Below are 24,485 nucleotides of genomic sequence, written 5' to 3'. Positions count from 1 at the left end.
GCGATCGATCTCCGGCAAAAAAAATTCAATCACCCCCTCACCCCCCGCTCATTTTTTTTCAATCGAACCTTGGATCCCTCGTGCGGATCGTTACGCCGGATAAAAGGATTTGCTGTTAGATCATTATCCAACAGTTGGATAATTATCCAACTGTTGGCAGGTTTACTAACACCCCCGTACCCTACCTGAAATTTTTTGAGCAGGGTCTGGCAAAAAGTGCGATAAAAAAAAGGATATTGTGCATTGAACTGAACACAAAAGATGCGATACCGGGTCTGCCCATTTTCACGAGAATTGCACGGTAACTGGTATAGGAAAGCGATTGACGGCAGTGCGATCAGACCGCGGAACCAGCGGGTGGACTTAACGGCTCAAGTGCAAACGACTATCAGATCCTGTCGGAAATATAATCCTGAACAGGCATGTTTTCGGTAAGGGAAGTTGTCACCGGCAGGGGCACGTTACAGTATCGTGGGGAGCATCTCACCGGCCTCCGGTGCAGGATCAGTCCGGGCCGTCTAAAGCGACAGATCGATCAGGCATTATACCTGCCATCAAATGCGGAGGGTTGCCCGTTCTGCCGTGATACAGTAATGACAGTAACCCCAACATTTCCCGATGGCACCCGGATCATCCGCGGTGAAAGCGTCACGTTTCCCAACCTTTTTCCTTTCGGGGAAGGCCATGTGGTAACGGTTATGACCCGTGAACATGCGGTCGTCACCTTCAGCAGGCAACACGTTGTTGATGCCCTTCTCTCCCAGATCGAGGCACTCCGGCCAGTAGATGGCTACCCCAGCATCAACTGGAACTTTTTGCCATCCGCAGGGGCGAGTCTGGTCCATCCTCATATGCAGGGTTTGTCAGATTCCCGCCCATCACATATTGTAGATCTCTATCTTTCCGCAAGTGAGCAGTACCGAAAAACACAAGGCAGGAACTACTGGGATGCGGTGAGGGAGCAGGAAAAAACCACCGACCGGTACCTGTTCGGTGATGAGATTCTCTGGTCTGCCCATGCGGTTCCCCTGGGCGAGCGCGAGGTACGGGGAATCCTGCCCATCTCCACGCTTGATGGACTGGAAAGTTACGTTGATCTTATAGCGCAGGGGATCCTCGAGATCATCGCATTATACCGGGAACTGGGAACCCATGCGTTCAATATGTCGCTATTTTTTGACAAGACGGGCAATGATCACGGATTCCGGGCGTTCTGCTCCATGATTTCCCGGATCAATCCCAACCCTTCATCAACAAGTGATTCCGCCTTCATGGAACGGCTCCACTTGGAACCAGTAATAATGACGCTTCCCGAAGACCTGGGAAAATTCTACAAAAAAGAGAAAAAATAAAATAAATTTACTCGAATTTTGCAACGAGTTTGTTCTTGCAGACGAGTGTGCCGTCTTTCTTGTGGGGCTTGCGCATAATGCTGTCGCCGGCCTTCTCGATCTCGCGGGCTTCATCGCAGAGTGCTGCTGCGCATCTCATCATTTCGTGAGCGCTGGCAACTATGGGGATGTATTTCTCCCATTCCTTGGTCATGAAGCAGCCCTTGACGTTCTGTCCTGCAACGGCCATTGCAATCTCGTGGGCAGCGCGTGCCTTTGCGAGTGCATAGTTGTTGGTAAATTCGCCGTCGACTGCCTTGTCGGTGGTCATGACGATCTTGGGGAGCACAAGTTCTGCGCCCTTCTTTCCTGCCTTCACCTGGTCGATGACCAGATCAATAGCAAGCTGCATCTTGCGGAATGCACCGGTAAGTGCCAGCACTTTCACAAGGTTGCCGTTGAAGTCGGCCATCTCGGTGGGGTCAAGGAACTCTCTGCGGGCACCAATCATGGAGTCTGCCTTCATGATAATGTAGCCGAAAGTGCTTGCCTTGACTCCTTCCCATTCCTTCTTGGTGGTTACATCATCAGTGATGATGATGACCGGGATACCTGCTGCTGCGAGCTGTTCGCGGGCACCGGTTGGGCCGGGGAGAACCCCGTTGGGGGAGACAACAATACAGAAGTCAGGTTTGTATGCCTTCAGGTTGGAAACAACACGGTCAACATCAGCCGGCTCGAGTTTTGTGCCGCTGGTCGCCATGAATGTCTGCATGTCTTCACGGTCTGCTCTCTCATCGAGAAGCAGTTCTGCCATTACACCACTTGCGATGTTGCCGAGCTTGGCAACTCCTACTTTAACAACCATCTATTTTCACCTCGATTTGTTATAACACGATATTATGGCCTAGTATTCATATAAACATTTTGAAATGTCATTTTACGTCGAAAAAATCCAGAATTCGTTTTCTCTGCCCGGCGATATTCTGCTGCAGTCAGCCTGGTCATAAGTCCTCAGTATACCTGAGTTAACGAAAAGTGTTTAAGTTCTACCGGAATACTATTTTCCATGAAAGATGGGCTGCTTACTGATCGTCAGATGGAGGTTCTCAGGTACCGGAAACAGGGGCTGACCCAGCAACAGATCGCCGATATTATTTCCACATCCAAAGCCAATGTCTGCACTATAGAAAAGAGTGCTATGGAAAATATTCGTCGTGCAAAAGAGACGCTTGAGTTCCTTTACACCCTCGATGCCACTCATCTCTGCACCATTCCCTCAGGTACGGACCTGTTCGATGTTCCTGCCATTGTATTCGGTGAAGCAGAAAAGATCAATATCAAAGTCAAATACGATACCATATCCTTGATCAACCGTATCCGGGAAGCGCGCCCCCAGTGCTGCAAGGCCCGGTGCATGTGCGAGGATATTGTGGTGTATATCACCGATCAGGGAGAACTCTATTTCGGATAATAATCCCATTCGCCGCACGTGGTTGTTTTCTCCCCGGTGAAAAACCGACACCCCTCTGGCATATATTTATATCTTCTTCTCTACAATCATTATGGAAGCCGATATGAGGTTATCCTATCGAGAATCAGTATGTTTTTCAGATGAAAAGCATATTTTTGATCTCTTGAAACGGCGGAACCGTATCTCCAGACACAAAGAATAACGGTTGTGCCGTGGGTGTTCCTCGATTGGTGCCTCTCCCCATAAGGGAGGGGTAAACCGAGAAGGAGTTGTGATTCGTCACAACAGGCTGACAGAGTGGGTCTGATTAGGACGCATGGGTCGACGTTCGTGCAACGAGCCCGTTCCCTCTGCTGCACCAAGCAGCAAGTGGATGCGCCAATATCAGGATCTTCTTTCGCGAGACAGGAATGCCGGAGCACATCGGCACAGTGATGCAATTCTGTTGCATCCCCTAAATTACGGACGAAAAACCAGCATCAGTCACCAGAGTCAGCAATCCGTTACTACGGATTGATTTCGCTGATGGTTGTTAATGGGTTCATTCTCCGTGTCGCGTGTTAGTTTCTGGAACAAAATTTGTTTCAAAAGCTCGGATTAATCTCAAATTCGTGTCGCAATCAGAATAACCTACACGCAAAAAAGGATTGATTAACACATGCCAAAAATTAACAGACCCCGCCGTGGTTCTCTTGCATTCAGCCCGAGAAAGCGTGCAAAGAGCCCAATCCCGAAGTACCAGTCGTGGCCCGTTACCGAAGGGGCACCGATGCTGCAGGGATTTGCAGGATACAAAGTAGGTATGACGCATGTTATCATGGTGGACGATCGCAAGACCAGCCCCACCGAAGGTAAGGAGATAATGGTGCCCGTCACCGTTATTGAAATACCCTCGATGAAAGTGGCTGCAATCCGCGCATACTCCCGTGATACATACGGTAAACATGCCCTGACCGAAATCTGGGCAGACCCGCTCGATGCAGTTCTTGGACGCAGGATCACTATGCCCAAGGATTACAACAAAGAAGCCGCGCAGAAAAAATTTGCAGATGCAATTACAGCCGGTATTGTTGCAGAGATCCATGCGGTTACCTACACACAACCCGCAGCCCTTTCCGGAGTTCCCAAGAAAGTCCCCGACCTTATGGAAATCAAGGTCGGCGGTGGCGATATCGCGAAATTGTTTGAATTTGCGCAGGGTCTCTTAGGACAAGAGATCACGTTAGATAATGTCATCCAGACCGGCGCGTTTGCCGATATTACGGCGATCACAACCGGTAAAGGTACCCAGGGTGCTGTAAAGCGCTGGGGTATCGCACTGCGCAAACGCAAGCACTCTCGCGGCAAGAAAGAACGACATATCGGTACTCTTGGACCATGGAACCCCCACCATGTAAGGTGGCAGGTCCCCCAGATTGGTCAGCTGGGATTCCAGCAGCGCACTGAATTCAACAAGCGGATCTTAAAAGTCAGCGAGAATGCCAGTGAAATCACACCAGCAGGTGGATTCCTTCACTATGGTGTTTTAAAGAGCCCGTATGTTCTGGTCAAGGGATCGATACCCGGTCCGGTCAAGCGTCTTGTACGTATCCGCCCGGCAATTCGTCTCGGTGAACAAGTTGTCAAGATGCCCGCAATCCAGTTTGTGAGCGTCCAGAGCAAGCAGGGGTGATCAGAGATGAAAGCACAGGTTAAAACACTTGATGGCGGCGTTGTAAAAGACATTGAACTTCCGGAACTCTTTTCCGAAGCATACCGCCCCGATCTGATCAAAAAGGCAGTCATGGCCCTCCAGAGCACCCGCAGGCAGCCGCACGGGACTAACCCGTTTGCCGGCATCTGCTCGTCAGCAGTAGGCTGGGGAAGCGGTCGTGGTTCATCGCACGTGCCCCGTCTCAAAAACGGTTCACGGGCAGCCAAGGTTCCGCAGGCAAAGGGCGGGCGTGAAGCACACCCCCCGAAAGTAGCCAAAATACTGATCAAAGAGATCAACCAGAAGGAAAAACAGAAGGCATTCCGCTCTGCGGTTGCAGCAAGCATCTGTGAAGAACTCATCAGGGGAAGAGGCCACATCTTCAATGGCGCAGCCCCGTTTGTCCTCGAGGACAAGTTTGAGTCTCTTGACAAGACAGCAGATGTCATCACCGCCCTCACTACAGCAGGTCTCTACGGAGATGTTGAGCGGTCAAAGGACAGCAAGAAAGTCAAAGCCGGGAGAGGCAAGATGCGCGGTCGCCGGTTCAAGCAGCGAAAGAGCCTGCTCATCGTCACTGCCGGAACACCGCTGCGTGCAGCACGCAACCTTTCCGGTGTCGATGTAGTGACTGTAGACCAACTGAATGTAGAGCACCTTGCACCCGGTATGCTGGCAGGACGCCTGACCGTATGGACCGAAAGTGCACTCGTCCGGCTGGAGGGGAGATAAATGGTTCTGAAATACCCGTTTGTAACTGAAAAGGCGATGGTCCTGTTAGAGAACCAGAGCAAACTCCAGTTCCTCGTTAACCGTCAGGCAACAAAGATCTCCATCAAACGCGAGATGGAAAAGACGTTCGGACAGAAGGTAAAGAGCGTTTGCACTCTCATGAACATGCACGGTGAAAAGAAAGCCACCGTGAGCTTTGAGAACGAAAAAGCAGCCGAGGAAATTCTGAGCCGGCTTGGCATAATGTAGGTGGGGAAAAATGGGACATCGCATTACTACACAAGCGCGTGGAAAAGGAGGTCCGACATACCGGGCGCCATCCCACCGTTACAAAGCAGAGTTGAAACACATCGGTGACGACACACAGAATATCACCGGCAGTGTTATCGACATCGAGCACGACCCGGCCCGCAATGCACCTATTGCACTCGTCAAACTCGAGAGTGGATCCAAGGTTTATATGCTTGTGACCGAAGGGCTCGGAATCGGAGAAGTTATCACCTGGGGTTCCAGCGGAGAAGTGAAGAACGGAAACACACTCACTCTCCAGCACATCCCGACCGGTACCTACATCTGCAATATCGAAGCCCGCCCCAATGATGGCGGCAAGTTTGTCAGGGCGTCAGGAGTCCAGGCAGTTGTCGTTGATAAAATAGAAGACCGGGTCGGTATTAAGATGCCCAGCGGCAAGACCAAGTGGTTCAACCACCGCTGCCGTGCAACTATCGGTATCGTAGCCGGTGGCGGTCGCGTAGACAAGCCGTTTGTCAAAGCAGGCAACAAGCACCATAAGATGCAGAACACCGCATCCAACTGGCCACGCGTCCGTGGTGTCGCAATGAACGTTATCGACCACCCGTTCGGTGGCGGTGGACACCAGCACACTGGTCGCCCGAAGACTGTTGCGAGAGGCACATCTCCAGGCAGGACTGTAGGGCATGTGGCTGCACGCAGGACAGGTAAGAGCAGGAAGTGAAGGGTATGGCAGCACCTAAAAAGACACAGAAGAGAATGCCAAGACGGCGTGAGGAGTTCACCTATCGCGGCTTTACAATAGACGAGCTCAAGGCAAAGGGAATCAGCGAACTCCTCCCGCTTATGCCTTCCCGTCCCCGCCGCAAGATTGTTCGCGGTTTCTCCCGTGGAGAAGAGACATTACTCGCTAAGGTTCGCAGTGGCGATGAAAAAGTCAGAACACATCTCCGTGAGATGCTGGTCATGCCGGAAATGATCGGCAAGACCATCGAGATTTACAATGGCAAAGAGTTCCTCAAGGTGGAATTCCAGCCGGAGTCTGTCTTCCACTACCTCGGTGAATTTGCACTGACCAGAAAGAAGATCTCTCACGGAAGCGCCGGTATCGGTGCAACACGAGGAAGCAAGTACGTTCCGCTGAAGTGATGGAAATGGCACGAATTGATTATTCACTGAAAATCGCAGGCGATGACATAGCCAGAGGAAAGGCTAACGAACTGAATATGTCGCCCAAGCATTCGATCGAAATTGCCACGTTCATCAGGCATCAGCATGTGAACGATGCAATTGCATACCTGAATCAGGTCGTCACCTTGAAAAAGGCAATTCCGTTCCGGCGATTTAACCGGAACGTTGCCCACAAGCGTGGTCTTCCCGGTAACTGGGATGCAGGCAGGTACCCGGTCAAGGCATCAAAGGCCTATATCCGCCTCCTTGAATCGATAAAGAAGAATGCCGAGTACATTGGTCTCGACCCGGAAAACTTAGAGATCATCCATGCCACGGCAAGCCGCGGGCGGGCTCAGAAGGCATTCTTCCCAAGAGCAATGGGACGAGCAACCCCCAAGGTCCGCGAATCCGTGAACCTTGAGATCGTAGTCCGAGAGGTGGCATAAATGGCAGTCGAGAGAAAATTCATTTCAGAGGGTGTACGGAAAGCCCGCGTTGAGAAGTACCTTTCAAAGGAACTCAAACGCGCGGGATATGGCGGTATGGATATTGCCAGAACCCCGCTGGGTACACAGGTCACCATCTTTGCCGAGAAGCCCGGTATCGTGATCGGTAAGGGCGGGAAACTCGTCCACCAGCTCACCCTGGACCTTGCCCAGAACTACGGTGTTGAATCACCGCAGATCGAAGTGCAGCAGGTCACCAACCCCAGCTTCAACGCCCAGATCATGGCAGAAAGACTCGCCAATGCCTTGGAGAGGGGCTGGTACTTCCGTAAGGCAGGCACCAGCATCCTGCGCCGTGTCATGGAATCCGGTGCACTGGGTTGTGAAGTCGTGATTGCCGGTAAGCTGACCGGTGCACGTGCGCGTACCCAGAAGTTCACCGAAGGCTACATCAAGCACTGCGGTGAACCCAGCAACACGATCGTTGAGAAAGGCTACGCAGTTGCCATCAAGAAACTTGGTGTAATCGGTGTCCAGGTCAAACTGGTCCCCGGTGGCGCAAAGATGCCCGATCATTTCACGATCATCGAGCAGGAAAAGAAGCGCCCGGCAGCCGTTGCCACGGTCACCAGTATCGGTGACGCAGAGGTTGACGAGCCCGCACTTCCTGACGAGAAATTAGGGGAGGACCAATAATGGCGATCTTCAGGGCAAAGGATGTCCGGCAGCTTTCGGAAGTTGAAATTCAGGAACAGATGGGAAAACTCCGGATGGAGCTTGTCCAGCACTACGGTAAAGTCAGTGCCGGTGGCGCAACCGAGAACTCGGGACACATCAGAGAACTCCGGCGAACAATCGCCCGCATGTTGACCGAGCAGAACCGCAGGAGAACTGCATGATCTCTCCCCAGAACGTTATCAGGCACGAATTGATCGGCTTTGACGTTCTGGTTTCGGGAGCCACAAACCCCCTTCACCGGGGAATTTGCGGTCGCATCATCGATGAAACAAAAAATCTGGTGGTAATCATGACATCACAGGGTGCAAAACGTATCCCCAAGACGCACACCAGATTTCAGCTGCACATCGGCAGCAGAATTGTCGAGATTGATGGATCCGTGATGGCTCTGGCTCCTGAAAAGAGGATCAACCTGCACGATAGGAAGAGGATACCATAATGGCACTAAACATTGGATTGAACGTTCAGGCACCCCAGAAGGAGTGCGCGGATGTTAATTGTCCGTTTCACGGCACTTTACCGGTGCGCGGCCAGGTGATCACCGGCAAAGTCGTGAGCGATCGAATGATGGGAACGGTTGTAGTAGAGCGTAATTTCATGCACTACATCCGGAAATACAAGCGGTACGAAAAACGCAGCTCGAAACTCCATGCGCACAACTCCCCCTGCATCCAGGCGAAGGTTGGCGATATGGTGAAGATTGCTGAGTGCAGACCGTTGTCAAAGAGCACCACCTTTGTAGTAGTAGAGGTGCAGCAGCCATGAAAGCAAAGGGTTCAAAGACCCCACGATCACTCGCCACAGGGACGAGACTTGCATGCGCCGATAACACCGGTGCCAGAACAGTGCAGATCATTTCAGTCTTTGGCTTCCATGGAGTCAGGCGCCGTCAGCCCAAACTGGGTCTGGGGGATCTCGCCACGGTGAGTGTCCAGAAAGGTACACCCGACATGCGCCGCAAGCTGGTGCGTGCGGTTGTCATCCGGCAGAAGAAGGAGATTCGCAGGCCAAGCGGCATGCGGGTGTCCTTTGATGACAACGCTGTTGTCGTGGTGGATGAAAAGAATGAGCCAAAAGGAACAGAGATCAAAGGACCGGTTGCCCGTGAAGTTGCGGAACGGTTCCCGAAACTCGGATCCATGGCCACGATCATCGTATGAGGTGTGAAGTATGGTAAGAATCGAAAGCGAACAGCCAAGAAAGCAAAGAAAGGCACGCTATCAGGCACCTTCACACGTGAAGTCCAAATACTTAAACGCCCCGCTTTCCGCTGCACTGAAAGATCAATACAAGGTAAAGACACTGCGGGTCGTCAAGGGAGACACAGTAAAAGTCACCCGAGGGGATTTTGTCGGTGATGAAGGGATCGTTGATGCTGTTGATACCAGGAAGTCAAAGATTGTCGTCCATGGTGTTACGTCAACCAAGGCTGACGGGACTGAAGTTCCCCGCCCCGTTGATGCGTCGAACGTCCAGATAACCAAACTGAACCTTGCAGACAAGCGCCGTGAGGCAAAATTAGCGGAGGCTGAATAATGGGAGACCATTTAAAGCGGTTAGACGCCCCGGACTCGTGGCACATCGCAAAGAAAACAAACAAATTCATCACAAAAACAGCACCCGGTCCACACAACGCGAATGCCATGCCGATTACTGTCTGGCTTCGTGACCACATGGGCTTTGCGCGGAACCTGAAAGAGGTCAAGCAGATTCTCCAGCAGCATGATATTATCATCAACGGAAGACCCTGCCGTGACTCCCGGATGGGTATCGGTATCTTCGATATCATCGCACTGCCGAAGATGAGTAAATATTACCGGATACTCCGCGGCAAAAACGGACGTCACCAGGCTGTTGAGATTGATGCCGAAGCTGCCCAGAGCAGGTTGTGCAAGATCCAGAACAAGACAGTCATCTCCGGTGGAAGGGTTCAGTTGAACCTGCGTTACGGTGCCAATATCCTTGCGGACAATACCTACAAATCGAACGACTCGGTTGTTGTATCGTTAAAACCCGAAGACCGGTTCAAGATCCTCGAACATTTCCCCTTCGCTGTCGGCAACATGGCGATGGTCACCGGAGGTAAGCATTCCGGTAAGGTGGCGCGGATAGTCGAGATTATCAATACTCCTGGAAGCGTCCCCAACAAAATCATTCTTGAGGATGATGCCACGAAGACCCGGTTCGACACGATTATCCCCTATATCTATATGGTAGGCACAAAGACGCCCGCAATCGCACAATGGGGGTATGAGCAGTGACCTCGATGCGCGATATCTATATCGACAAGGTTGTCGTTCACATGGGAGTAGGCGAGAGCGGCGAAAAACTCGTCAAAGCTGAAAACATCATGAAGACGATCACCGGTCAGATCTCCATCAGGACCATTGCAAAGCAAACCCAGCCAGCGTTCTCCGTCAGAAAAGGAGCCCCGATTGGCTGCAAAGTAACCCTCCGCGGAAAAACCGCCCGGGATTTCTTTAACACCGCTGTCACCATCCTGAACAAGACCGTATTCGAGAGCCAGTTCGACAAGGGCGGCAACATCTCGTTCGGTGTTGAGGAACACACGGATTTCCCAGGCATGTCGTATGATCCCCAGATTGGTATCTTCGGCATGGATGTGAACGTAGTTCTCGAGCGTAAGGGTATTCGTATCACCCGCAGGCGCGTGGAGAGGAAGAAACTCCCCGCAAAGCAGCGTGTGAACAAGCAGGATGCGATTGCATTCCTCAAAGAGGCATACCAGGTTGAGGTGCGCTAATGGCTGGAGAAAGGAAGAAGATCTACGGTCGCGGTGCGAACGAATGCAAGATGTGCGGACGCAAACAGGGCCTCGTACGCAGATACCATATCATGTTCTGCAGGCAGTGCTTCCGCGAATGGGCCTCGAAGATTGGCTTTAAGAAAATGAGCTGAAGGTGAATGCACAATGACACGATCAAATACTTTAGCAGACGGAATGTGTGCCTTGAAAAACGCCGGTGACACCGGCAAGTCCGTGTGCATCATCGAACCCGCTAGTAAACTCCTCGGCGCGATGCTCCGCATTATGCAGGACGCCGGTTATATTGGAAGTTTCGAGTTTATCGATGACGGCAGGGGCGGGCAGCTCAAGGTCCACCTCACGGGCAGAATTAACCGCTGCGGGGCAATCACGCCGCGGTTTTCAGTACAGCTGGATGAAATGGAATACTGGGAGAAGCAGTACCTGCCTGGAAAGAATTTCGGGCTCATTATGCTTTCGACCTCGCGCGGCGTGATGTCGCACGAACAGGCGAGGAAAGAGAGCATTGGTGGCGAACTGCTCGGGTATGTTTACTAAAAGGTGCTAAAAAATGTCGGCAATCAGAAAAGTAACTATCCCCAAGGGCGTTAAAGCCCAGCTTGACGGCTCGCTGCTTCATGTGACTGGCCCGAAAGGACAGCTTTCCCGGAACATGCGGTTCCCGCAGGTTGTTGTAACCTGTGATGGAAACGAAGTCTCCATCTCAACAGAATCCAAGCGTAAAGAGATCACAGCAATGGTCGGAACGCTCGAGGCACATACCAAAAATATGTTCCGCGGCGTCAGCGAAGGGTTTGAGTACCACATGAAGGTAGTCTACAGCCACTTCCCGATCCAGCTGAAACTCCAGGGAAACCGGCTTGAAATCGCCAATTTCCTTGGTGAGAAGAAGGCACGGTCTGCACGGATCGAAGCGGGTGTTGTAGCAAAGGTAGCAAACGATGAAGTTGTGCTTACCGGTATCGACCGTGAACTGGTCGGTAACTCGGCAGCAAACATCGAGCATGCAACTCACATCCGTGACCGTGACCCCCGTGTCTTCCAGGATGGCATCTATATTGTACAGAGGGGTTGAGGAGCTATGACTACAGAAATAAAGCGACTTATCCGAGTGCGAGTAGAGAAGGGTGCCGTCTTCAAGCGCGATGGATACGGCAAGAAACGACAGCTCTCCGATTCCTGGAGAAAGCCCAAAGGGCAGCACAACAAACAGAGGGAGCAGAAGAAAGCTAAAGGCGCTCACCCCAAGCCCGGCTACGGAAGCCCGATAGCGGTGCGCGGTATGCACCCCAGCGGATTTTTCGAAGTGCTGGTCTCCTCGATCAAGGAACTTGAAGGGCTCGATCCAAAGACACAGGCGGTCCGTATATCCGCTACCGTCGGCGACCGAAAGCGTGTTGGTCTTCAGGCAAAGGCAATCGCGGCAGGTCTCAAGGTTCTCAATGTTAAGGCCGTAAAGAGTGCCGTAAAGAAGGAAGCGGCAACCCCGGCAGCAAAGGGTGCAGCCGCTCCGAAAAAGGAGACAAAGAAGCCCGCAAAGTCCAAGGCAACCGATGCACCGGTAAAGAAGGGTGCAAAGAAAGCCACGGACAAAGGCGCTGAAGCGAAAAAAGCTCCGGCGAAAGAAACAAAGAAGGCTGAAACCCCCAAGGCAGAGAAGGCTGTAAAGGCACCGGAAACGGCAACGAAAAAGGCTGCAAATCCCAAGGCCGAAAAAACCACCGAGCCTGCAGCAGCAAAACAGAATGCAGCTTCAAAGCCAAAGGCGAAAAAGAAAACCGATTCCGAGGTGAAGAAGAATGAGTGATGTCTTCAGCCAGAAACGCATCGTTGCCGCTGTATTAAAGTGCGGTGTCAACCGCGTCTGGTTTGATCCGGCCCGCATCTCGGATATCGAGAACGCAATTTCACGCGAAGATCTGCGCGGGCTTGTTGCTGATGGTGCAATCAAGGCACGCCAGAAGAAAGGTGTGAGCCGTGGCAGAGCCAGGGCACGAATCGCCAAGCGTTCGTACGGGCACTGTAAAGGTCCCGGAAAAAGAAAAGGTGCGGCAGGAGCCCGTAACCCGAGCAAGACTGCATGGATCCAGAAGATCCGGGCAATCAGAAAGGTGCTCGTTGCACTCCGTGATGCCGGAACGATTGACCGGCACATGTACCGCCTTGTCTACAGGAAAGCAGCAGGCGGTCAGTTCAGGAGTGTCGCGCACATGAAAGCGCAGATGGAGATCCTCGCAGGGAGGATGAAGTAACATGGCAACAGGAGCACGGTATTTTGTCCCCTTCCGAAGACGAAGGGAAGGCAGAACCGATTACTACAAGCGGACCGCACTCGTCGTAGCAGACGCGCCAAGGATGGTCGTGCGCAGGACAAACCGGCACGTCATCATCCAGCTCGTCACCGCTGAGATGGACGGCGACCGCACACTCGTTGCAGCAAATTCTGCCGAGCTGGAACACTACGGATACAAGGGATCGACTTCCAGCACGCCGGCAGCATATCTGACTGGCATGCTCTTTGCGGTAAAAGCAAAGAAGGCAAACCATGAACGCGCAATCCTTGACATCGGACTCAGCCGGGCAACCAAAGGCGCCCGGGTCTTTGCAGCGCTGAAAGGCGCTGTCGAGGCAGGTCTTGATGTTCCTCATGGCGAAGAGATTCTCCCCTCAGACGAGCGGGCCAAGGGTGCGCATATCGCAGCCTACAACAAAAATGCCGGAGATATCGTAAAGATGGTCGAACTGGCTGCAGACGCCATTAAGAAGGAGCTGGTATAAATGGCATACGAAAAACAAGAGTGGCACCCGGTCACCGGTCTCGGTAAGCTCGTCGCCTCGGGAGAGATCAAGAGTATTGATCAGGTGCTCGAAAGCGGCAGGCCTATCAAGGAACCCGAGATTGTCGATGCATTCCTCCCGGATCTGGAGGACGAGGTTCTTGATATCGCCATGACGCAGCGTATGACCGATTCGGGCCGCCGTGTCCAGTTCCGTGCAGTTGTCATCGTCGGCAACCGCAACGGTTACATTGGATTTGGCCAGGGCAAGGATGTCCAGGTCGGCAATGCGATCAAGAAGGCAATTGTCAAGGCAAAGATGAACCTGGTAAAAGTACGCCGTGGATGTGGCAGCTGGGAATGCGGTTGCGATGCAACCCACTCGCTTCCCATGCAGGTGGAAGGAACTGCCGGCAGTGTCAAAGTTACCTTAAAGCCCGCCCCACAGGGTATCGGGCTTGTCACCGGTGATATCAGCAAGAAAGTGCTGCAGCTCGCCGGTATCAAGGATACCTGGACATTTGCCCGCGGACAGACCCGAACTACGATCAACTTTGCAAAAGCGACGTTCAACGCGCTCAAGGCAACCAATATGATCAGGACCGGGGGGAACCAGTAAATGTATGCGGTCGTTCAGGTTCGCGGGGTTGTAAAAACCCGTCGCGACATCAAGGACACCTTGAAGATGCTGCGTCTCCATCACATCAATCACTGCGTGCTGGTCCCGGACACTCCGGAGAATCTCGGCATGATACGCAAGGTGAAGGATTACGTTGCATACGGCGAAGTGGATGCACCCACCGTTGAAACCCTGCTGCAAACCCGCGGCAAAGTTCTCGGTGATGCACCACTGACTGAGGAGTACTTAAAAACCAACTCCACGTATGCGAGCATCAATGAGTTTGCACAGGCACTTGCCAGCGGCGAAACGAAGTTAAGAGATGTTCCGGGACTCAAACCGGTTCTCCGTCTTCACCCGCCACGCAAGGGACACAAGACCACCAAGCGAACATTCGTACAAGGCGGAGCGCTTGGCTATTATGGTCAGGAGATCAATACTCTCCTCTACAAAATGAGGTGAAGCAAAGATGCCAACAAATAAACGATCAAAATACCGCGGATCGCGGACATGCGGCGGCGGCACCCATAAAAACCGCCGTGGTGCAGGTAACCGTGGAGGCCGGGGACGCGCCGGCATCAATGCCCACCACTTTGTCAAGTGGTATAAGGAAATGGGAGGACGCGTCTTTGGTAAAGATGGTTTCTTCCACAACCCCGCAGTTCTTGTAACAACGATGGATATCGGGATAATCGACCAGATCATGCCGTCGCTTATTGCCCAGGGTATTGCCAAACCGGAAGGAGATGCAGTTACGATCAATGCAGCTGATATGGGCATTGAAAAGGTGCTCGGCAGCGGCCAGGTCACCAAGAAGATCAACATCTCTGCAGAGGCATTCTCTGAATCAGCAAAAGCAAAGATTGAGAAGATGGGTGGAAAGGCGCAGGTCGTCTGAGCCTCCCAATATTTTTTTGGTGAAACCATGGGAAACCTGCTGGATCGAATGGAACCCCTGCTCGCTGCGATGCCCGCAGTCAGAAGCTCGGAGGGACACGTTCATTTCAAGAATAAACTGATTTGGACGTTCGGAATACTTGTTCTGTATTTTGCCCTGACGAATATCCCGCTTTTTGGAATTGCACCCCAGTCTCAGGATCTTTTCGCAGCATGGCGTGCACTCCTTGCCGGGGCAAGCGGCTCGATTGTCCACCTCGGTATCGGACCTATCGTCACCGCATCCATCGTGCTCCAGCTGCTCAAAGGCGCTGACATCCTCCACATTGATACGAGTGAAACGCGCGGTCAGGTCATGTACATGGGTCTTCAGAAGATCCTGATCATCGTCATGATCATCATCGAAGCTGCCCCCAACCTTGTGGGCGGTTTCCTGCAACCTGATCCAACGATTGCCACACAGTTCTTTGGTGGCAACCTGTTTGCGGTTTCGCTCCTGATCTTTATCCAGATCTGTATCGGTGGTATTCTGGTCTTTTTGATGGATGAAGTCGTGACAAAATGGGGTATCGGCTCTGGTGTCGGTCTCTTCATTATTGCCGGTATATCGCAGGCAATCGTCAACGGGTTCATCAACTGGGTGCCGGTCAGTGACCCATATCCTGTCGGGTTCTTCCCCCGTCTTGTTGCCATCGGTATAGATGGTGGCAATTATCTCACGTACTTTGGGAAGGATATTCTCGCATTTGTTACTACTATCACTATCTTCCTCATCATCGTATACGTTGAATCCACGCGTATCGAGATACCGCTTGCCCACGCGCAGGTTCGAGGGGCACGGGCACGATTCCCGGTGAAACTCATTTATGCGAGCGTTCTCCCGATGATCCTTGTCCGTGTACTGCAGGCAAATATCCAGATGCTGGGAATGTTCCTCTCCAATATAGGTATCACGATATTCGGAAAATTCGATGGTTCAACACCCCTTAACGGGATTATGTACTATCTTGCGCCGATCAACGGTCCAAGTGACTGGATGTGGTGGATAACCGATCTCGGGCATGCCCCGTGGGAGGTTCTATTACGTCTGGGAGTAGATACAACTATTATGGTGGTCGGCGGTGCGATCTTCGCACTGTTCTGGATCAAGACCGCGGGGCTCGACTCAAAGGATGTCGCCCGTCAGATCCAGCTATCAGGCATGTCCATTCCCGGCTACCGCAGGAATCCGCAGGTACTGGAAAAGTATCTTGACCGGTATATCCCTCGTGTCACGGTAATAGGTGGTGTCTTTATAGGGGTGCTCAGTGTTATAGCAAACCTCTTTGGTGTCATCGGTGCCGTGAGCGGAACCGGTCTGCTCTTGACGGTAAGTATCACCTACCGGCTCTATGAAGAGATTGCAAGCCAGCAGATCATGGAGATGTACCCGTTCATGCGGACATTCTTTGGAAAAGAGTGAGCCAGGAAAGGGACACGGATGCAGGGAAGAAAAGTCATCATAACCGGTGTACCGGGCGTCGGCAAGACGACGGTAATCAACGAGGCATTAAAGAAGCTCAAGGACGAGGGTGTCGAATACCAATCCATTAATTTCGGCTCCTTCATGTTCGAAGTAGCAAAGAACGATAATGTTGTCCAGGATCGGGACCAGATGCGAACGCTCGATCGCGCCGTCCAGAAACGGTTGCAGCAGCGTGCTGCCCAGGCGATTGCGCAGGTAACGGGCAATGTGCTCATCGATACGCACGCATCGGTCAAGACCCCGAAAGGCTATCTTGCCGGACTACCCGAATGGGTGCTCCGCGAGATTATGCCGGACATCATAGTTCTCGTTGAAACGGATGATGACCAGATTCTCATGCGCCGGCTGGCGGATGAAACCCGTACACGGGATAAGGAAGGGTCCCGGTCCATTGCAGAACACCAGCAGTTCAACCGATCGATTGCTGCTGCCTATGCGATGATGACGGGTTGCACCGTAAAAATTGTAATAAACGCGGACTTTTTACTGGAAAAGTCCACATCCGAACTTGCAGACGTTCTCAGGTGAACAGATGGATTTTTCAAAAATCTGGGATAAATACGGTATTTACATAGCGCTCGGTTTCATGATGCTGATGATGTTCTCGTACAGCATTGAGTGGCTACGAGTAGGAGTAGGCCGGGGAATCGATGGCGCATTCTCTCCGGTCGTTGATGGGTTCGGAATTCCGTTCTACATCCTGATTGTGATTCTTTCAGCATTTACCGGGTTGTACTCTTCAATCATCCAGAAGTATACCATCGATTACGACAAGATGACTGAAACCCAGGAACGGATGAAAGAGTTCCAGACTGAGTACCGCGAAGCCCAGCTCTCCCAGGATGAGAAGAAGATCAAGAAGATGGATGCGAAAAAAGACCGGGTTATGCGCGAACAGCTTGAGATGTCCCAGCAGCAGTTCAAGCCAATGGCATATATCCTCGTGCTGACGGTCCCCATCTTTTTCTGGCTCCTTTACCGGCTTGAAGAAGTGAAAAGCACCATCACAATGCCCTATATCGGCACTATCGGACTGCATGACGCAGCCGTCTGGATCATTCCCGCATGGATTCTCTGGTATATGATCTGTTCTATCACCTTGAGTCAGGTGATCCGGAAATCCTTGAACATCGGGGGACTCTGATGCGGATTACCGTGAGCGGGTTGCCCGGCAGCGGGACGACCTCCCTCTCACGGTACCTTTCAGAACGCCACGGTTTCACATTAATTTCAGCAGGCGAAGTATTCCGGCAGCTCGCAAAGGAACATAACATGGAGCTTGCCGAGTTCGGGCGTCTTGCGGAAGAAGATTCGTCTTTTGACAAGATGATTGATGCCCGGCAGAAAGTGATCGCAGAACAGCAGGACAATATTATTGTTGAAGGCCGGCTCTCCGGCTGGATGATTGAAAATGCAGACCTCAAGGTATGGCTGCATGCACCTATCGGCTGCCGGGTAAAAAGGATAGTCTTCCGTGACCAGGTAGCTGATGAAAAGACTGCCGGGGATCTCACGCTTGAGCGCGAACAGTGTGAAGCCCTGCGATACCGGTCATATTATTCCATTAACATCAACGATCTCTCCATCTATCACCTGACCCTGAACTCCCAGCACTGGGGTGTTGAAGCGCTGGGTGCCATTGTTGATACCGCGATCACCCAGATCAAGCGCGAATAACCAGCATTGTTCTTCTGCGAATTTTTCCCCGCAATGCATACGCCATTCATTTTTTCCTGATCAAATGTTGAGACGGGAAATCTTTTACGTATTGCAGGGGGTATGATATCTGTGGAACATGAGATCGTGGTCCAGCTGGTCTGTTCGTGGGACAACAACGAGATCGCTGACCTGTACCGCGCCGGAGGATGGTGGAAGGATGAATATGATCCATCGGCTCTCGGTGCACTGATCCGGGGTAGTTTTTCATTTGCCGTTGCCGTTGACAAAAAAACCGGGAAGGCCATAGGTATGGGACGAGTGATCTCCGATGGAGTCTCGGATGGATATATCCAGGACCTGGTGGTTCTTCCGGCATACCGAAAGAGCGGCATTGGCAAAGAGATGGTATCTGCCCTTGTCGACCGGTGCGTAAAAGCCGGGGTAACGTGGATTGCCCTGATTGCAGAGCCGGGCTCCGAACATTTTTACCTGCCGCTCGGTTTTAAACCCATGGGGGGGCACGTCCCCCTGATCTTCCGGGGTGAAGGATGAAACTTACCCAGACTGATTTCCAACCGGTCACGCTGGCAGAACGGGCATTTTTCCAGCAGCATTATGCACATTATCCCCAGACCCACAGCGATAATACGTTTACCAATATGGTCTGCTGGAATCATTACGCACATTACCAGTATGCCTTTGTCGAGAAAAATGTCATTCTTGCCAGCACGATTGATGGTATCACCCGGTTCCGCCCTCCAATCGGGCCCCGTAACCCCGAACTCCTGCGTTCGCTTATCCGGCTGGCATCGGATATCAGTGATGCGGAACCGGTTGTGCTGATCGATCCGGATACTGCCCGCTGGATGCGGGACACCTGCCCCGGCCTGAACCTGGTACCTGACCGGAACCATTTCGAGTACGTGTACCGAGCTTCCGACCTTGCCGACCTTCCGGGAAAGCAGTACCTTACCATCCGACATCACGTCAACAAATTCCGGAAAAACTGTGTCTATTCACTCGAGCCAATCACGCCGGAGAACTATGAGGAAGTGAAACGATTCCTGATCCAGTGGTGTGAATGGAAAGGTTGTGAAGGAGATCCGGTCCTTGCCCATGAAAAAGATGCAACGTTTTTTGCCATCGATCATTTCAACGAGCTGGGATTGTCCGGGCTGATTATCCGTATTGGTGAAGCGATCGGTGCCATGTCGCTCTTCGAACCCCTCAATAACGACACTGCACTGGTCCATTTCGAGAAAGGGATGCCCGATTGTGAAGGCATCTACAAGGAAATCAATGCGGAAACCGCATCCATCCTCAGGAAAAATTTCACGTATATCAACCGGGAAAGCGATCTCGGTGTTGCCGGTCTCCGGGAAGCAAAGATGCGGTACCACCCGGATCATATGGTTGAAGTATATTCCTTAAAACGCGATTCCTGATTTTTTACCAAGGCATGAATTCACGCACTGCAGGTGACCTGCAACAATGCCGGATGGAATAAAAAAACGGATTTTGGATTTTTTTTAGCGATGTGCTGGATCAGGCAACAGCGGCCAGTGCGATCACACCAGACGCAATGATCTTAACCGCGATAGCAGCGACAAGCATACCGAGCACTTTTCCCATAATGTCTGTTACCACATCGCCGAGAATTCTCTGGATAAATTCAGAGTAATAAAGGACAAGCCACGTAGCAAGCAGTGAAAGGGTGATTGCAATAAAGGGGATAAGGAGGCCGTAATCCCTTGAAAGCAGCATCACGGTAGTAATGGTACCCGGGCCGCACAGGAGTGGTGTTCCGATAACCACACCCACTGCGGTTTTTGCCCGATCTTTGCAGTGCCCGATCTCAATTCCCAGCGCATACTGGATACCGAGGAGGAACAGGAGAATACCCCCGGCGATCTGGAAACTGGGCAAATTGAGGCCAAGGATGTCAAAGATCAGTTTATTGAATACCAGGAACAGGTACATCAGCCCGCCGGCAACGGCGACCGCGATGAAAGCCTGTTTGTGAATCTCTGCTGGTGTCTGCCCTTTGGTCATAGCAGCAAAGATCGGTACCGACAGAAGGGGATCGAGGATGATGAACAGAGCGGCAAAGGAATAGATAATTCCCGGAATCAGGTCCTGCATGGTCTGTTAAAATATGTGCGCTGTTCACGGATAAACCGGGATGTTTCTTACCTTTTTGATATATCTGCGGGATTCCCTCTATACCGCGAAATAGAGGATCAGGATGCAGGCAGTTGAGTGTGCACCTGCTCCCTATTTCCACAGCCTCAATTTGCATCGTCCACAATATATAATACCCATAAATTTCCATGTTCCCCTTGAGCGAACTTCGCCCGGCAACAGGGTTACCGGGAGAAAAGAAGTCCGCAATGGTGGATTTTTATGGCAAAAGCAGTGACAGCAACAAAAAAAAGTGGCGCTAAAAGCATAAAAAAACTGGTTGCAGCCAAAGCTAAAGCATCATCTGTGGCAAAGAAAAAGCCCGGTATGGTGGGTAAACCTGAGGGGACGAAAGTAACCGCTGCAGCCAGAAAGAAAACCCCGGTTAAATCTGCGGTAAAGGTCCAGCCAAAGAAAACGGTGAAAAAAAGCGCAGCGAAAAGAGGGACAAAAAAATCTGCTGCAACAGCCGTACGGTACAAATGCAGGCTCTGCGGGTACATCTATTCACCTCTCCGTGGCGAACCGCACAATGGCATTCCTGCGGGAACTCCTTTTGAGGATCTTCCCGACACGTACCTCTGTCCGGTCTGCGGGTACCAGGGAAAAGGAAAGATCGGTAAATGGGGATTTGAAGAGTGGAGCCCAACACGATATCTCTGCTCAATGTGTTCCTACGTGTATGATGAGAAACGCGGGGAACCTCACCGGGGGATAAAACCGGGAACGAAATTTGAGGATCTTCCGGACGATTATGTCTGCCCGGTTTGTGCGCAGGATCCCAAGATCCGCATGCAGTTCGGTAAGGTGTTCAAACAGGGATTTGAACCACTTCAGGCCTGATAGTTGAAAATACATTTCCCCTGCCTTTTTTCGTTCCCGTTTATCCTGCCGGTATTCCCTTCAATGTGTTTGGGGAATTACAAAGCCAGAATCCTGCTATTTGCATGTGAACCGGGCGTGCATCGGGACGTAAGAGCCCTTCTCCTCCGGATAACTTCCCCGAGCTTTACCATGGGGTCACGCGGGGTACGGTGCTGAAATTCCATGACACATATCTATAAACCCGCCGGCAGTTTATTTACTATTTAGTGATTGATTTGACCTGTTTAATCAAGAGATCCGGTATCTGCCGGTATACTTTTATCATCGTCGTCTGCCTTCTTGCTGCATTCATGATCCTTCCTGTCACCGGGGCTGATGCCTCTATCACAGCAGAACTGGGAGATACCCTGACCCTCCACGGGGTGTCCTACTCGGGCAGCAGCGTGTACCTCTTCATGACCGGTCCGGGCCTGCCGGAGAACGGGGTTACCCTGACTGATGTGAGCCAGCGGGCTGACAAGGGAATGTTTACGCAGATCGACCTGGACAGCAATCAGGAGTGGACCTTCCGCTGGGATACCTCACGTATCGAGAATGAGATCAAGGCCGGAACGTACCTGGTTTACGTCACCCCCGAGCCGGTGGACAAGGCCCATTTGGGCGGGTCGAATACCTACAAGACTCTTGAAGTCTACTTAAAAGATACCAACAAGGCATCCAGAGTATCGATCAGCACCGGGACTTCGTATACGCTCAACCCCGAGATGCATGCTTCGACCCTGGTGCCGATACTCATCATACCTTCCCCGACTCCTGCACCAACATCTCCCCCGGAACCGGTGACAACCCTGCTAACGGCAGCTCCGGCAACTCCCCTTCCAACGACAAAATCATCCCTGCCACCAGCAACCGTATTCCTTGCCTTGCTCTCGTGTGCGGGTGCTGTCATCCTGTACAGGGATTAATTCCTTCTTTTTTACCGCAAGGTATTATCGTGTGAATGGTATACTGATTGGTATGGACGTTACCGCATTGCTGGAAAAGGCACATCATCTCAAGAAGATCGGCCGGTATGATGATGCAATTACCCACTATGACCGTGTCCTTGAACTGGACCGCAGGAATACCACGGCTCTTGAGGAAAAAGGGAATGTCTATTATTATCTCGGGCGGCACAACGATGCAATCGCGGCTTACGATGCAGCCCTCAAGATAAACCCAAAACTCATCACCCTCTGGTTCGAGAAAGGATATGCCCTGAGGAAGATTCACCGGTATAGTGATGCGATCGAGTGCTTTGATCTGGCGCTGGCCCTTGATCCGGATTACACCTTTGCGCTGAGCAACAAAGGGTATGCATTAAACGAACTGGGGCGGTATAAGGAAGCGATAGTCTGCTTCGACAAAATACTTGAATCAAGCCCGAACAATATCCGGGCAGCGACGGCAAAAGGTATTGCGCTGCGGGAGCTGGGTAAAAACGAAGAATCCCTCGTATTCTTTGATAAAGCACTCGATCTCAACTCCATCAATTCTTTCGTATACTATAACAAGGCAATTGCTCTCCGCAATCTTGGGAGAATAAAAGAAGCGGACGAGTGCCTTTTAATCGTAAATTTCCCCCAGGGGGCAACAAAAATTTAATTTTTTTAACCGGATGATATCTTTTTTTATCCATTTTCAGTCACCGGAACATTCTCGCAGTGTTGGATTCATTTATTCATGTACGACTATCAGGAGGGTGATCCCATTTTGATAGAAAGTGGTGGTCTTTAATCAGGGGCGCTGCAATTGGCAGATTGTTCGGAGAAAAATGCACCGCAATCCGGTTGGAGATTTCAGAATGAATCTTCTCGTTTGTGAATAATCCCGCTAACGCGGACCTTGAAAAAAAAATTAAATGAGTTTAAAGATGGGGTGGCTATCTGATTTGCACTCAATGCCGAGCTGACGGGTTGCTTCAAGGACAGTGATGTCCGTGTATGCCTGTGCCGTGATCATTGCTTCGACATTCTCGATCGGACCGTACATGATAAGGTCTGCACCGAGGGTGCTAGCAATCATGTTGCAGCCGATATCGGGGGCTGACCATGCTGCCTGCTTGATGCCTTCAATACCGCCGAGGTAGTGGTGGGACATCTGCTTGAGCAGAACATCCTTACCTTCGTATCCTGCTGCGAGTACCGAGGGGGTCTTGCTCGTCCCCTTCCAGCGCTTGAGCCAGGTCCAGGAAACGGTCATGTTGTGGTATGCACCACCGGTCGGGTACCCGTGGATTGCCTTGCATGCAAGGATCTCACGGTATGAGCCGCCGCTGCCGAGGCCGAGCGGGGTTGCTGCAGTGTCGAGAATCGGGCGCTTGATACCGCAGTACTCTGCGATCTCGAGCATACCCTTTGTCTGTCCTGCAACGCCACCCTCTACGAGCACCTTCTCCCTTCCCGCTACTGACGGGTCTGCAGGGTTGAATGCGAGCACAATGGCTGCATCGACGTCACTGTTCTTGAGTGCTTCGATGCTCTCGGGCAGGATTGAACCGTTGATCGAGTTGTAGATCGCACGGTTAGCAAGGCCGACTTCAGTAACATACTTGCATGCATGGGCAAGTGCTGCTGGTACTGATGAGTCCATCAGGAATGCGGTCTTGTTGTCGATGCTGTCGAACCAGTTGAAGTAGCTCTCAAAGGCTTCGCCGTACTCCGCGATGATCTGGATGAAGTGTGGAACTCCGGTCAGGTCTGACAGGACCTGACAGCGGTTCCAGAGGGCTTCTGCCTTTGCCTTGTCGATCGTTCCCTTGTGGTCATCAAGCACGCACTCGTGCTTGTTGTAGAAAATTGAGGCACCCAATACGGTTGGGTACTCTCCGGGCTGTCCACCAATCTTGGTGCCGTTAAAGTCCCAGACACTCTGTTCTTTTTCAAATCTGAACATATTCGTTTACACCTCCGTTATACCAATGCCATTAATTTCTGGTACAGGAACAGCAGCATGATAAATACGATAACGCCTGCCATTAGGCCGTACAGTATGCCGATATCCCGTCCGATTTTTCTTCCAACACGCTGCGCAACCTCTGCATCCACGAACTCGATCTTCTTCTCGATCTTGTCGAGTCTCTTCTCGATTTCGAGGAACTGGGGGTTTGCACTTGCAGCGCCAACTTCCTGTCCGCCTGCTGCTTCCTTGACTTCTACGACAATGGCGTCGCCAGCGAACGCACCCGGGTCCCGGGCCTTGAGTTCGTTGATCTTCGCCTTGATTGCGTTGAGGTCTTCGCTTTCCATGATGTTGACGATTTCCGTCTGTTCCTGGAAGCGCTTGATAGCTGCATCGTTGAGGTTCTCGATGAACGGAATAGCCCCTTCAGCGCCG

37 protein-coding genes and 1 pseudogene (1 of these 38 running past the window's edge) are annotated in these 24,485 nt (G+C 51.8%); 34 read left to right on the top strand and 4 right to left on the bottom strand.

All coding sequences use genetic code 11. From position 1 onward, the window contains the following. Nucleotides 1–422: 422 nt before the first annotated feature. On the top strand, nucleotides 423–1,352 hold the full coding sequence (locus tag CVV30_07235; protein PKL69354.1) for a galactose-1-phosphate uridylyltransferase: 930 nt from the start codon (nucleotides 423–425) through the stop codon (nucleotides 1,350–1,352). A gap of 7 nt (nucleotides 1,353–1,359) precedes the next feature. On the opposite strand, the gene CVV30_07230 is transcribed toward CVV30_07235, so the two are convergent. Then, entirely contained in the window at nucleotides 1,360–2,199 is an 840-nt protein-coding gene (locus CVV30_07230; GenBank protein ID PKL69353.1) for a methylenetetrahydromethanopterin dehydrogenase, read from the bottom strand. A 201-nt stretch (nucleotides 2,200–2,400) separates the two neighbouring features. Here CVV30_07230 and CVV30_07225 point away from each other — a divergent pair, with 201 nt between their 5' ends. From CVV30_07225 to CVV30_07080, 30 genes are all read left to right on the top strand, one after another. Then, complete coding sequence (locus tag CVV30_07225) at nucleotides 2,401–2,805, top strand: transcriptional regulator (protein PKL69352.1); 405 nt, start codon at nucleotides 2,401–2,403, stop codon at nucleotides 2,803–2,805. 658 nt (nucleotides 2,806–3,463) lie between these two features. Beyond that, on the top strand, nucleotides 3,464–4,477 hold the full coding sequence (locus CVV30_07220) for a 50S ribosomal protein L3 (protein ID PKL69351.1): 1,014 nt from the start codon (nucleotides 3,464–3,466) through the stop codon (nucleotides 4,475–4,477). Between the two features lie 6 nt (nucleotides 4,478–4,483). Further along, nucleotides 4,484–5,230: a 50S ribosomal protein L4 gene (rpl4p, locus tag CVV30_07215; GenBank protein PKL69350.1), complete on the top strand. Its 747-nt coding sequence runs from the start codon at nucleotides 4,484–4,486 to the stop codon at nucleotides 5,228–5,230. Further along, nucleotides 5,231–5,479 (top strand): 50S ribosomal protein L23, encoded by a 249-nt coding sequence (locus tag CVV30_07210; protein PKL69349.1) that lies wholly within the window; start codon nucleotides 5,231–5,233, stop codon nucleotides 5,477–5,479. A 10-nt stretch (nucleotides 5,480–5,489) separates the two neighbouring features. Beyond that, nucleotides 5,490–6,206 (top strand): 50S ribosomal protein L2, encoded by a 717-nt coding sequence (locus CVV30_07205; protein PKL69348.1) that lies wholly within the window; start codon nucleotides 5,490–5,492, stop codon nucleotides 6,204–6,206. Nucleotides 6,207–6,211: 5 nt separating this feature from the next. After that, nucleotides 6,212–6,631 carry a 30S ribosomal protein S19 gene (locus CVV30_07200; GenBank protein ID PKL69347.1) on the top strand — a complete coding sequence of 140 codons (420 nt, stop codon included), beginning with the start codon at nucleotides 6,212–6,214 and terminating at the stop codon, nucleotides 6,629–6,631. 5 nt (nucleotides 6,632–6,636) lie between these two features. Then, nucleotides 6,637–7,101, top strand: coding sequence for a 50S ribosomal protein L22 (locus CVV30_07195; protein ID PKL69769.1), 465 nt, complete (start codon nucleotides 6,637–6,639; stop codon nucleotides 7,099–7,101). Continuing rightward, nucleotides 7,102–7,797 carry a 30S ribosomal protein S3 gene (locus CVV30_07190; protein ID PKL69346.1) on the top strand — a complete coding sequence of 232 codons (696 nt, stop codon included), beginning with the start codon at nucleotides 7,102–7,104 and terminating at the stop codon, nucleotides 7,795–7,797. It abuts the gene before it with no gap. Then, nucleotides 7,797–8,000, top strand: a complete 204-nt coding sequence (gene rpmC, locus CVV30_07185) for a 50S ribosomal protein L29 (GenBank protein PKL69345.1) — start codon at nucleotides 7,797–7,799, stop codon at nucleotides 7,998–8,000. Before CVV30_07190 ends, rpmC begins: the two co-directional genes overlap by 1 nt. Next, nucleotides 7,997–8,278 carry a ribonuclease P gene (locus CVV30_07180; protein ID PKL69344.1) on the top strand — a complete coding sequence of 94 codons (282 nt, stop codon included), beginning with the start codon at nucleotides 7,997–7,999 and terminating at the stop codon, nucleotides 8,276–8,278. The genes rpmC and CVV30_07180 overlap by 4 nt, the downstream gene beginning before the upstream one ends. After that, a complete protein-coding gene (locus CVV30_07175; protein ID PKL69343.1) occupies nucleotides 8,278–8,604 on the top strand; it encodes a 30S ribosomal protein S17 in 327 nt (108 codons plus the stop codon). The genes CVV30_07180 and CVV30_07175 overlap by 1 nt, the downstream gene beginning before the upstream one ends. Further along, nucleotides 8,601–8,999, top strand: coding sequence for a 50S ribosomal protein L14 (locus tag CVV30_07170; GenBank protein PKL69342.1), 399 nt, complete (start codon nucleotides 8,601–8,603; stop codon nucleotides 8,997–8,999). The genes CVV30_07175 and CVV30_07170 overlap by 4 nt, the downstream gene beginning before the upstream one ends. Nucleotides 9,000–9,009: 10 nt before the next feature. Continuing rightward, nucleotides 9,010–9,375: a 50S ribosomal protein L24 gene (locus CVV30_07165; protein PKL69341.1), complete on the top strand. Its 366-nt coding sequence runs from the start codon at nucleotides 9,010–9,012 to the stop codon at nucleotides 9,373–9,375. Continuing rightward, nucleotides 9,375–10,100 carry a 30S ribosomal protein S4e gene (locus tag CVV30_07160; protein ID PKL69340.1) on the top strand — a complete coding sequence of 242 codons (726 nt, stop codon included), beginning with the start codon at nucleotides 9,375–9,377 and terminating at the stop codon, nucleotides 10,098–10,100. Before CVV30_07165 ends, CVV30_07160 begins: the two co-directional genes overlap by 1 nt. 5 nt (nucleotides 10,101–10,105) lie before the next feature. Then, nucleotides 10,106–10,603, top strand: a complete 498-nt coding sequence (locus CVV30_07155; protein ID PKL69339.1) for a 50S ribosomal protein L5 — start codon at nucleotides 10,106–10,108, stop codon at nucleotides 10,601–10,603. Further along, nucleotides 10,603–10,758: a 30S ribosomal protein S14 gene (locus CVV30_07150; protein ID PKL69338.1), complete on the top strand. Its 156-nt coding sequence runs from the start codon at nucleotides 10,603–10,605 to the stop codon at nucleotides 10,756–10,758. Before CVV30_07155 ends, CVV30_07150 begins: the two co-directional genes overlap by 1 nt. A 13-nt stretch (nucleotides 10,759–10,771) precedes the next feature. Beyond that, a complete protein-coding gene (locus CVV30_07145) occupies nucleotides 10,772–11,164 on the top strand; it encodes a 30S ribosomal protein S8 (protein PKL69337.1) in 393 nt (130 codons plus the stop codon). Between the two features lie 13 nt (nucleotides 11,165–11,177). Next, nucleotides 11,178–11,702 (top strand): 50S ribosomal protein L6, encoded by a 525-nt coding sequence (locus tag CVV30_07140; GenBank protein ID PKL69336.1) that lies wholly within the window; start codon nucleotides 11,178–11,180, stop codon nucleotides 11,700–11,702. Nucleotides 11,703–11,708: 6 nt separating this feature from the next. Next, on the top strand, nucleotides 11,709–12,434 hold the full coding sequence (locus CVV30_07135) for a 50S ribosomal protein L32e (protein PKL69335.1): 726 nt from the start codon (nucleotides 11,709–11,711) through the stop codon (nucleotides 12,432–12,434). Further along, nucleotides 12,427–12,879, top strand: a complete 453-nt coding sequence (locus tag CVV30_07130) for a 50S ribosomal protein L19e (GenBank protein ID PKL69334.1) — start codon at nucleotides 12,427–12,429, stop codon at nucleotides 12,877–12,879. Before CVV30_07135 ends, CVV30_07130 begins: the two co-directional genes overlap by 8 nt. A 1-nt stretch (nucleotide 12,880) precedes the next feature. Continuing rightward, nucleotides 12,881–13,405: a 50S ribosomal protein L18 gene (locus CVV30_07125; protein PKL69333.1), complete on the top strand. Its 525-nt coding sequence runs from the start codon at nucleotides 12,881–12,883 to the stop codon at nucleotides 13,403–13,405. Next, on the top strand, nucleotides 13,406–14,023 hold the full coding sequence (locus CVV30_07120; GenBank protein ID PKL69332.1) for a 30S ribosomal protein S5: 618 nt from the start codon (nucleotides 13,406–13,408) through the stop codon (nucleotides 14,021–14,023). It abuts the gene before it with no gap. Next, entirely contained in the window at nucleotides 14,024–14,485 is a 462-nt protein-coding gene (locus CVV30_07115) for a 50S ribosomal protein L30 (protein PKL69331.1), read from the top strand. A gap of 7 nt (nucleotides 14,486–14,492) precedes the next feature. After that, complete coding sequence (locus CVV30_07110; GenBank protein ID PKL69330.1) at nucleotides 14,493–14,921, top strand: 50S ribosomal protein L15; 429 nt, start codon at nucleotides 14,493–14,495, stop codon at nucleotides 14,919–14,921. 27 nt (nucleotides 14,922–14,948) lie between these two features. After that, a complete protein-coding gene (locus CVV30_07105) occupies nucleotides 14,949–16,382 on the top strand; it encodes a preprotein translocase subunit SecY (protein ID PKL69329.1) in 1,434 nt (477 codons plus the stop codon). A gap of 18 nt (nucleotides 16,383–16,400) precedes the next feature. Further along, a complete protein-coding gene (locus tag CVV30_07100) occupies nucleotides 16,401–16,973 on the top strand; it encodes an adenylate kinase (GenBank protein PKL69328.1) in 573 nt (190 codons plus the stop codon). Between the two features lie 4 nt (nucleotides 16,974–16,977). Next, nucleotides 16,978–17,589, top strand: a complete 612-nt coding sequence (locus CVV30_07095) for a hypothetical protein (protein PKL69327.1) — start codon at nucleotides 16,978–16,980, stop codon at nucleotides 17,587–17,589. Further along, a complete protein-coding gene (locus CVV30_07090; protein PKL69326.1) occupies nucleotides 17,589–18,122 on the top strand; it encodes a cytidylate kinase in 534 nt (177 codons plus the stop codon). The genes CVV30_07095 and CVV30_07090 overlap by 1 nt, the downstream gene beginning before the upstream one ends. Before the next feature lie 105 nt (nucleotides 18,123–18,227). Further along, nucleotides 18,228–18,656 (top strand): N-acetyltransferase, encoded by a 429-nt coding sequence (locus tag CVV30_07085; GenBank protein PKL69768.1) that lies wholly within the window; start codon nucleotides 18,228–18,230, stop codon nucleotides 18,654–18,656. Continuing rightward, entirely contained in the window at nucleotides 18,653–19,549 is an 897-nt protein-coding gene (locus CVV30_07080; GenBank protein ID PKL69325.1) for a hypothetical protein, read from the top strand. The genes CVV30_07085 and CVV30_07080 overlap by 4 nt, the downstream gene beginning before the upstream one ends. A 100-nt stretch (nucleotides 19,550–19,649) precedes the next feature. On the opposite strand, the gene CVV30_07075 is transcribed toward CVV30_07080, so the two are convergent. Continuing rightward, nucleotides 19,650–20,246 (bottom strand): antibiotic resistance protein MarC, encoded by a 597-nt coding sequence (locus CVV30_07075; GenBank protein PKL69324.1) that lies wholly within the window; start codon nucleotides 20,244–20,246, stop codon nucleotides 19,650–19,652. A 366-nt stretch (nucleotides 20,247–20,612) separates the two neighbouring features. Here CVV30_07075 and CVV30_07070 point away from each other — a divergent pair, with 366 nt between their 5' ends. The 3 genes from CVV30_07070 to CVV30_07060 all read left to right on the top strand — a co-directional run bounded on the left by CVV30_07070 (nucleotide 20,613) and on the right by CVV30_07060 (nucleotide 22,754). Then, nucleotides 20,613–21,128: a rubredoxin gene (locus tag CVV30_07070; protein PKL69767.1), complete on the top strand. Its 516-nt coding sequence runs from the start codon at nucleotides 20,613–20,615 to the stop codon at nucleotides 21,126–21,128. Between the two features lie 248 nt (nucleotides 21,129–21,376). Then, nucleotides 21,377–22,075: a hypothetical protein gene (locus CVV30_07065; protein PKL69323.1), complete on the top strand. Its 699-nt coding sequence runs from the start codon at nucleotides 21,377–21,379 to the stop codon at nucleotides 22,073–22,075. A gap of 43 nt (nucleotides 22,076–22,118) precedes the next feature. Further along, on the top strand, nucleotides 22,119–22,754 hold the full coding sequence (locus tag CVV30_07060; protein PKL69766.1) for a hypothetical protein: 636 nt from the start codon (nucleotides 22,119–22,121) through the stop codon (nucleotides 22,752–22,754). Nucleotides 22,755–23,006: 252 nt separating this feature from the next. Here the strand turns inward: CVV30_07060 and CVV30_07055 are convergent, their stop codons facing one another. Together CVV30_07055 and CVV30_07050 are read right to left on the bottom strand one after the other, a co-directional pair. Continuing rightward, nucleotides 23,007–24,044 carry a tetrahydromethanopterin S-methyltransferase subunit H gene (locus CVV30_07055; GenBank protein ID PKL69322.1) on the bottom strand — a complete coding sequence of 346 codons (1,038 nt, stop codon included), beginning with the start codon at nucleotides 24,042–24,044 and terminating at the stop codon, nucleotides 23,007–23,009. A 17-nt stretch (nucleotides 24,045–24,061) separates the two neighbouring features. Beyond that, nucleotides 24,062–24,485 (bottom strand): annotated as a pseudogene (locus CVV30_07050) (tetrahydromethanopterin S-methyltransferase subunit G) (it continues 133 nt past the right edge of the window).

This window comes from Methanomicrobiales archaeon HGW-Methanomicrobiales-1, assembly GCA_002839675.1.
In the GTDB taxonomy this organism is placed as follows: Archaea; Halobacteriota; Methanomicrobia; order Methanomicrobiales; family Methanospirillaceae; genus Methanoregula.
Note: the sequence above shows the minus strand (reverse complement) of the source record. Positions and strands in the feature narration are given on the sequence as shown.